The 7434-nt window shown below is 56.4% G+C and carries 7 protein-coding genes and 2 pseudogenes; 4 read left to right on the top strand and 5 right to left on the bottom strand.

Annotated elements, in window-relative coordinates:
* Positions 1 to 178: 178 nt before the first annotated feature.
* Positions 179 to 947 (bottom strand): annotated as a pseudogene (locus VZP09_RS06710) (SDR family NAD(P)-dependent oxidoreductase).
* 108 nt (positions 948 to 1055) lie between these two features.
* Between VZP09_RS06710 and VZP09_RS06705 the strand changes: the two are divergent.
* A complete protein-coding gene (locus VZP09_RS06705; protein ID WP_032414817.1) occupies positions 1056 to 1970 on the top strand; it encodes a LysR family transcriptional regulator in 915 nt (304 codons plus the stop codon).
* A gap of 300 nt (positions 1971 to 2270) precedes the next feature.
* Positions 2271 to 2459 carry a cold shock small protein YmcF gene (gene ymcF / locus VZP09_RS06700; protein WP_071994685.1) on the top strand — a complete coding sequence of 63 codons (189 nt, stop codon included), beginning with the start codon at positions 2271 to 2273 and terminating at the stop codon, positions 2457 to 2459.
* 70 nt (positions 2460 to 2529) lie between these two features.
* On the opposite strand, the pseudogene VZP09_RS06695 reads toward ymcF, so the two are convergent.
* Positions 2530 to 2793: pseudogene (locus VZP09_RS06695) on the bottom strand (ATP-binding protein); the annotation flags it as partial.
* A gap of 50 nt (positions 2794 to 2843) precedes the next feature.
* Between VZP09_RS06695 and VZP09_RS06690 the strand changes: the two are divergent.
* Complete coding sequence (locus VZP09_RS06690) at positions 2844 to 2981, top strand: hypothetical protein (RefSeq protein ID WP_021469311.1); 138 nt, start codon at positions 2844 to 2846, stop codon at positions 2979 to 2981.
* Between the two features lie 24 nt (positions 2982 to 3005).
* On the opposite strand, the gene VZP09_RS06685 is transcribed toward VZP09_RS06690, so the two are convergent.
* The 3 genes from VZP09_RS06685 to VZP09_RS06675 all read right to left on the bottom strand — a co-directional run bounded on the left by VZP09_RS06685 (position 3006) and on the right by VZP09_RS06675 (position 6365).
* Positions 3006 to 3875: an aldo/keto reductase gene (locus tag VZP09_RS06685; RefSeq protein ID WP_032414815.1), complete on the bottom strand. Its 870-nt coding sequence runs from the start codon at positions 3873 to 3875 to the stop codon at positions 3006 to 3008.
* Between the two features lie 78 nt (positions 3876 to 3953).
* On the bottom strand, positions 3954 to 5156 hold the full coding sequence (locus tag VZP09_RS06680; RefSeq protein WP_135729455.1) for an MFS transporter: 1203 nt from the start codon (positions 5154 to 5156) through the stop codon (positions 3954 to 3956).
* Positions 5157 to 5228: 72 nt separating this feature from the next.
* Positions 5229 to 6365, bottom strand: coding sequence for an alpha/beta hydrolase (locus VZP09_RS06675; RefSeq protein WP_004148151.1), 1137 nt, complete (start codon positions 6363 to 6365; stop codon positions 5229 to 5231).
* 172 nt (positions 6366 to 6537) lie between these two features.
* Here VZP09_RS06675 and VZP09_RS06670 point away from each other — a divergent pair, with 172 nt between their 5' ends.
* Positions 6538 to 7422 carry a LysR family transcriptional regulator gene (locus VZP09_RS06670; RefSeq protein ID WP_004152138.1) on the top strand — a complete coding sequence of 295 codons (885 nt, stop codon included), beginning with the start codon at positions 6538 to 6540 and terminating at the stop codon, positions 7420 to 7422.
* Positions 7423 to 7434: the final 12 nt, after the last annotated feature.

Raw genomic sequence — 7434 nt, 5'->3', positions numbered from 1 at the left:
CATATTGACTGTTTATTCAACAATAATCTTGCGCATTCAGGCAATAAGGTCAATCACTAATATTTAACGAGCAACGCGGCAGATCATTATTTCCTTATCTCTCCACAGCGTCGCGCTATATCGGCATCCACTGACATATCGATTGACTACGGATGAAAACAGCCCCGGTTTTCTTCGCTCAGATGCGCATTCCCCCGGAAACCTCAATGCGCTGGGCATTCACCCAGCGATGATCATCGGATAACAGCGAGGCGATCATCGGCCCGATATCCTCTGGCAGGCCAGGTCGGCCCAGCGCCGTCATGTTCGCTACCGCCTGAGCGACCTGCGAGTTATCCCGCACCACCCCGCCGCTGAAATCGGTGGCGATGGCGCCGGGCGCCACGCAGTTCACCGTGATCCCGCGACTGCCCAGCTCAAACGCCATATAGCGAGTCAGGGTTTCCACCGCGGATTTCATGATCGCATAGGGCGCCCGGTTCGCCATCACGATGCGGGTGAGGCCGGACGAGACATTCACTATTCGCCCGCCATCGGCCAGCAGCGGCAATAGTTTTTGGCTGAGGAAGAAAACGCTCTTCACGTGGATGCGATACAGCGCATCGAATTCCGCTTCCGTGGCGTTAAGAAATCCCATGCCGCTGGCGTTGCCGGCATTATTGACCAGATAATCAAATTTATCGGCGCCCAGCTCCGTCAGCGCGCCCTGAAAAGCGCTAACAAATGCGTCAAAGGTGTCGATTTCGCCGGCGCTGAAAGGCAACGCGATCGCCCGGGCGCCCAGTGCTTCAACCCGTGTAACCACCTCGTTCGCCTCGGCAAGACGCGTTTTGTAGGTCAGTACTACATTTACGCCGCGCTGTGCCAGCGCTTCGACGGTCGCGCGTCCCAGGCCGCGGCTGCCGCCTGNCNCCNGTCACCAGGGCGATTTTTGCGCTATTGTTCATGTTTTCTCCTTTTCTCTCTGCTGAAAACATGAGCGATTATAAGCCCCTGAATGCCGACGATAAGACCGCGTTGGGCGACAGGATAGTTTTGCCAGCTGGAACAATGTCATGGATAAACTGGATACTCTGACCTTGTTTGTGCGCATCGTCGAACGGGGCTCATTCAGTGCCGCCGCCGCGGATCTGGGGGCTTCCCGGCCAGTAGCGACCGCGGCTATTAAAGCGTTGGAGGTCAGTCTCGGGGCGCGGCTGCTACATCGTACCACCCGGCACGTACGGCCGACGGCAGAAGGCTCGCTGTATTATCAGCGCTGCGTGTCCATTCTGGCGGCCCTTGAGGAGGCCAACCGCAGCGCCGGGGGGAGCATCTCCGGCACCATTCGGGTAGACGTGGCGGGCAACCTGGCACGGACCCTGCTTCTGCCCGCGCTGCCGCAGTTTCTCGCCCGCTACCCGGACATTACGCTGCAGATCGGCGAAAGCGAGCGTGACGTCGATCTGGTTCGCGAGGGAGTCGACTGCGTCATTCGCGGCGGCCATCTCCCCGACAGCGAGATGATCTGCCGGCCGCTCGCCGGGTTGCAGGAGATCACCTGCGCCAGCCCGACCTATCTCGCCCGGTACGGCACCCCGCATACGATTGAAGGACTGACGGGCCACGTGATGATCGGGTTTGTTTCATCGCGCGCGCAACGTACCTTGCCGCTGAGCTTTACCCAGGATGGCCGTCAGAGCGAGGTCAGTTTGCCCTGTCGGCTGCTGACTTCCGATGCCGACGTCGGCGCCGAAGCGGCAAGGCTTGGCTTTGGCCTGTATCAGGCGCCCTTGCCCCGCCTTGAGGCCGATCTGGCGTCGGGCGCGTTAACGGAAGTGCTGGCCGATTTTCGTCCTGCGCCGCTGCCGCTCTCCCTGCTCTATCCCAGTAATCGGCAGCTCTCTGCCCGGGTACAGGTATTTATCGACTGGGTGACGGCGCTGATGAAGCCTCCCCTGGCGCAGCAGGCATCCGGAAGGCTAAAATAACGTTTGCTATTATTCACGGCACGTGCGTTAATCGTTGAGTCGATTTACCAGACAAAAAGTTATTATCTGAGTACGTGTTCTCATCTCCAGGCGTTATCCCTGATACCACCTTCCTTTGAGCAGTCCCGTTAGTAGTTTGCTTTTTCTGTAAACAGGCCCTGTCAGATCCTTGTCGGCTCCTTAAAAAGTCCGCCATCTGACACAAAACCCGGCTTACCACCAACTAAAATCAGCCGCGTTAATTTTCCTGAAACGACCATTGTCTTTTCAACAGAACATCACCCATACAAGGTTTACATTATGATCGAACATATCCATTTTAGATGCCCATGCTGCCATGGCTCCCAGTACAGAACGTCCCAGTTTGACGTCACTGAAAAAAACCCTTTTGGTGCGAAATGCATTTTCTGCAAATCAGCCATGATGACATTAGATATCATCCGTCCTCATCACCTTGGCGTGCACTCCGCTGCCCAGGCACAGCAATAAGATGATGAAGCCGGTGAACGCGGGTGGGGAAATTCCCCCGGTGATTCACCCGGGGGCAACGTCTGTTCCCTCACCCGCAGCGATCGTCGGTGGCATGGCTTAGGCGGGTATCAGGCAACGCTTCTATCAGGGTAGTCACATTCTCCCCGGCGCCAGTTTCCACATTAAAATAGTCCACCGCACGCAGAATAAGCCGCAAGCCTCTGCCGCCTTCCGCTAACGGATCGACATCAAAGTGCTCATCGTTACGCGCCAGCGCCAGGCGTTCGGCAGGAAAGATCTCTCCCGCATCGATAAAGCGCAGTGTCACGCGGTCATTGGCAGCGAAAATTTCCCGGGAGACTGCCGCTTTAAAGGCCACTGCGACGGAAGCATCCAACCGACATGTCACCGGCCAGAGGATCAACTGTCACCAGTCAGCTGCCCGTGACGATCGACTACCGCATTGACAACCATCGCGGCAAACGCGTGGGCGCTAACCAGCATACCGAGCCCGTCGCCGCGGCGCAGGCGGGGAGATGAAGATGGAGCCAATCGGTGCCGCGGTCAGTCGTGGATTTTCACCCCCAGACATCCGCGAACGAACTCAGGGTTGAAGTGTTTTACCGCTTCGCCAACATAGCCTAAATCCAGGGCGCTGATTTGCGCCATTTCGTTATCTGTTAATACGAAATCCCAGATAGCAAAATTTTCTTCAATGCGCTCCTGGCGGGTGGATTTAGGGATCACCGTGACGCCACGCTGCACGTTCCAGCGCAGAACAACCTGCGCAATGGTTTTCTGGTGCGCATCGGCGATCCCCTGCAGCAATGCATCTTGATACGGATTATGTCTGCCACCGCCTAACGGCGCCCACGCTTCAGGCTGAACGTGATAATGCTTCATGGCTTCCAGCGCCGCGGGCTGCGCGAAATAAGGATGCAGTTCAACCTGGTTCACCATTGGCTTAATTCTGACAGTTTCGCAGAAGTTAGCTAACACATGGGGGTAAAAATTGGAGACGCCGATCGCTTTCAGGGTACCGGCCTCATAGGCCTCTTCCAGCGCACGCCAGGCGCTGAAATAATCGCCCATCGCCTGATGTAGCAAATAAAGATCAAAGTATTCCAGGCCCGATTTTTTTAATGACGCGGCAATCCCGGTTTTCGCCATCCCGGTGTTGGCCATGTCCTGGACCCACAGTTTGGAGGTAATAAACAGCGCCTCGCGGGTACACAGACCTTCGGCGATGGCTTCGCGCACGGCCTCACCCACCGCATCTTCATTATCGTAGACGGCAGCGGTATCGATGAGGCGATAACCGGTGCGAATGGCGTTCAACACCGCCTGCTTACACTCCGCTTTATCGGTCACCTTGAAAACGCCGAAACCCAGCATCGGCATTTTGCGAGCGTTACTTAATACTGAATATTCCACGGTGAAGCTCCCCTCTTGTTAAAACACCATGGTAAGACAGGAACGCGGTCACGATTAGCCTCTCATTCCTGATTTGACTTATGCATTCAATTCATTAATCGCAGTGCGCTGAGATGATCTGATTTTGACAGAGAGCAGAAAAGTCACCCCTGCCGCGCCCAGCAGTAACAGACCGCTCAGTGCAAAAGTGCTGTGCCATCCCAGACTATCAAACACCAGGCCGCCTACCGTTGACCCGAGGGCTATCGATAGCTGGATCACGGCGACCATCAGCCCGCCGCCCGTCTCCGCATCCTCGGTCAGCGTCCGCGCAATCCATGTCCACCAGCCGGTGGGCGCCGCCGTCGCCAGCAGCCCCCACAGGCTTAACAGTACGGCGACCGATCCCGTGTGGTGTCCGGCCAGCAGAAGCGTTCCGGCAATTGCGGCCATTAACAACGGGATAGCCACCAGCGTCGGATAAAATCGGGCATTCAGAACGGTCGTAATAAGCAGCGTGCAGATAAAACCGGCGATACCCATTGTCAGCAATATCAGGGACAGACCAGAAGGACTGACCTGGGTCACCGTCTCCAGAAACGGTCGCACATAGGTAAATAAGGTAAACTGTCCCATAAAGAACAGTCCGCAGGCCAGCAATCCCAGGGATAGCGTAGAAAGACGGAACAGACGCAGCACCGATCCCTGCCGCTGTGGTGCGCGCGGACTTTTCATCGACGGCAGGCTAATGCATTGCCAGACGAAGGCCAGCACCGCCAGCGGGACAAGACATAAAAAGGCGCCGCGCCAGCCGACGGTGGCCCCCAGGTAGCTGCCCAGCGGCGCTGCCACAACGGTGGCCAGCGCGTTGCCGCCGTTAAAGATGGCCAGTGCGCGGGGGACCTGGCGTTGCGGCACCAGCCGAATGGCCGTTGCCGCCGACATCGACCAGAAGCCGCCGATGACGATCCCAATGAGCGCTCTGCCCAGCATATAAACCGGGAAACTGGACGCCAGGGCAATAATCACCCCAGAGGCTGCCATCAACGCCGTGAGCCCCAGCAGCAGCCATTTACGGTCCAGCGATCCGGTAAGACGGGATATCGTCAGGCTGGTCAGTACCGCCAGCGCGCCAGAAAGCGCAATGCCCTGACCGGCTAATCCCTCGGTAATGTGTAAATCACCCGCGATGGGTGTCAACAGACTGACCGGCATAAATTCTGAGGCAATGAGCACAAATACGCAGAGCGTCATCGCCAGGACGCCGCTCCAGTGTGCCCGGGTGTGACCTAATGCAGACATTATTTCTCTCCGACAAGACAAAGCCGCCCGCAGGCGCGTGGCGGCTTTGGGGATGTCTCCGGCACAGGAGATCTATTTCAGGTTGGTTTTAAAAAATTGCGCGAACGTCGCAAAGGGAATTTTGCCCGCGACGTTGTCATAGAGATCGACGTGGTTTGCGCCTGGGACAATCACCAGCGCTTTCTCTTTACTGCCGATGGCCTTAAAGGCATCTTCGGCAAAATAGCGTGAATGGGCTTTTTCGCCGGTCACGATAAGCGTCGGAATAGTCACTTCGCTGGCGTAACTCAGCAGCGGCATATTCATAAACGACAGCGGCATCGTCGCATTCCAGGCCCCGGTTGAATTAACCGAACGCGGATGGAAACCACGCGGCATACGGTAATAATCGAAGAACTCTTTCAGGACCGGGTTGGGGTTGGCGGGCAAGGTTTCCGGCAAAATACGATCGGCAGCGCTGATGTTGCCTTTATCATCAACATATATGTCATGCCCACCGGGTGCGGAAGTGCCGTTTGCCGCATCCTTCCAGCGCTGCGCGTTCAAGTACTGCAGTACCGCTCGGCGGTCGGCTGTCGTGTAGCGGTCTTTGCCATCGCCCACTCCATGCCCCATCGCGCGGCTCATGTCATACATGACACTGGTCGCCACCGCTTTGACGCGTGTATCCATCGCCGCGTCGTTCAGGGCCATACCGCCCCAGCCACAAATGCCGAGCAAACCGATACGGTTGCGATCCACCTCTTTTTGCAGGCCCAGAAAGTCCACCGCGGCACTAAAATCCTCGGTATTGATATCCGGTGAGGCCACGTTGCGTGGGTAGCCACCGCTTTCGCCCGTATACGATGGGTCAAATGCCAGGGTGACAAACCCCTGTTCGGCCAGCGTCTGGGCATACAGGCCGCTGGACTGCTCTTTTACCGCGCCGAAGGGACCGCTCACGGCAATAGCTGCCAGTTTGCGTTCACCGCGATCCTTCGGCAGGTAGAGATCGCCAACTAAGGTTATCCCGTAGCGGTTCTGGAAGGTCACCTTACGGTGATCCACTTTCAAGCTCTCAGCAAACGTTTTATCCCATTGTTCAATCAGTGAAACAGGCGCATTCGGGTTAGTTGTCTCAGCAGAGCTCATCGTTGTGACTCCAGTTAATGAGGCGCAAAGCAGCATGGCGGGTATCGCGGCTGTCAGTTTTTTGGTGAAAACCGTCATCAAAATTCCCCTAAATAAACGTGATCAATGCAAGTCTTCAGTAGACAACGCTGCTGTGCTTTGTTGTCGTGCGCTTAGTGTAGCCAGCAGTAATGGTTCTGATTAGAGGCTGGAAAATGCTAAAATTAATACCATATTGTTCTAAATGGCATCTGGGTGACGAGGCAGGATAATGGCGAAACGGGAAAACTATAATGACCTTTATCTGTTTATGCAGGTGGTGCGGGAAGGCAGTTTTACCGCCGCAGCGCAACGACTTGGCCTGGCGCAGTCCGGGGTAAGCCGTGCGGTTCGTGAACTTGAAGAACGCCTGGGCGTTCAGCTTCTGGTGCGTACCACCCGCCGGTTGTCGCTCACTCAGGCAGGTGAGCAGCTCTATCACAACGTCGAATCCGGTTTCGACGCCTTAGATATGGGGCTCGCCACGCTGGCCCACTATCGTCAGACGCCCTCCGGTACGGTACGCATCAATGCCAGCCAGCATGCCATTGATAAAGTCCTGCTGCCGAAGCTGGCAGTATTTAAACAACGCTATCCCGATATCAGACTGGAACTGATCAGCGAAAGCCGGTTTGTCGATATTATTGCGCAGCGATTCGATGCGGGCGTGCGTCTGGGCCCGGAAGTCGGGAGTGGCATGATTGCGGTACGCATTTCGCCCGATATGGAGATGGCGGTGGTGGGTACACCGGAACATTTTCGCCGCTACGGCTTTCCACAAACGCCCGCCGATTTAGTCGCCCACCCCTGCATCGCTTATCAGTTCGGCGACGGCAGCCTTTACGCCTGGGAACTTAATGTGGATGGCAAAAAAATCACCCACCCACCTCAGGGACAGTGGGCTTTCGCCGATAGCTATATGGAGGCCAAAGCGGCGAGGCTCGGTCTGGGGCTGGCCTATGTCCCGGAAGAGCTGATTACCGACGATCTAGCCCAGGGCACACTTATCCGGGTGCTCCAGCGTTATAGCCAGCGTCTGGAAGGTTCATTTCTCTATTACCCGCACCGCAATGTGTCACCCGCGCTGAGAGCGGTCATTGATACATTGCGAATGTAGCTGAGGTTGCCT

Source organism: Klebsiella sp. EMBS2024 (assembly GCF_036233805.1).
GTDB lineage: Bacteria > Pseudomonadota > Gammaproteobacteria > Enterobacterales > Enterobacteriaceae > Klebsiella > Klebsiella pneumoniae.
This window is presented reverse-complemented; position numbering and strand designations above follow the sequence as displayed.

What these genes read in the sequence shown, in the direction of transcription:
- VZP09_RS06690 (WP_021469311.1), top strand. Translation starts at nt 2,844, where the DNA reads ATGTCACCGGCCAGAGGATCAACTGTCACCAGTCAGCTGCCCGTGACG.
- VZP09_RS06670 (WP_004152138.1), top strand. Translation starts at nt 6,538, where the DNA reads ATGGCGAAACGGGAAAACTATAATGACCTTTATCTGTTTATGCAGGTG.
- VZP09_RS06680 (WP_135729455.1), bottom strand. Translation starts at nt 5,156, where the DNA reads ATGTCTGCATTAGGTCACACCCGGGCACACTGGAGCGGCGTCCTGGCG.
- ymcF (WP_071994685.1), top strand. Translation starts at nt 2,271, where the DNA reads ATGATCGAACATATCCATTTTAGATGCCCATGCTGCCATGGCTCCCAG.
- VZP09_RS06675 (WP_004148151.1), bottom strand. Translation starts at nt 6,365, where the DNA reads ATGACGGTTTTCACCAAAAAACTGACAGCCGCGATACCCGCCATGCTG.
- VZP09_RS06705 (WP_032414817.1), top strand. Translation starts at nt 1,056, where the DNA reads ATGGATAAACTGGATACTCTGACCTTGTTTGTGCGCATCGTCGAACGG.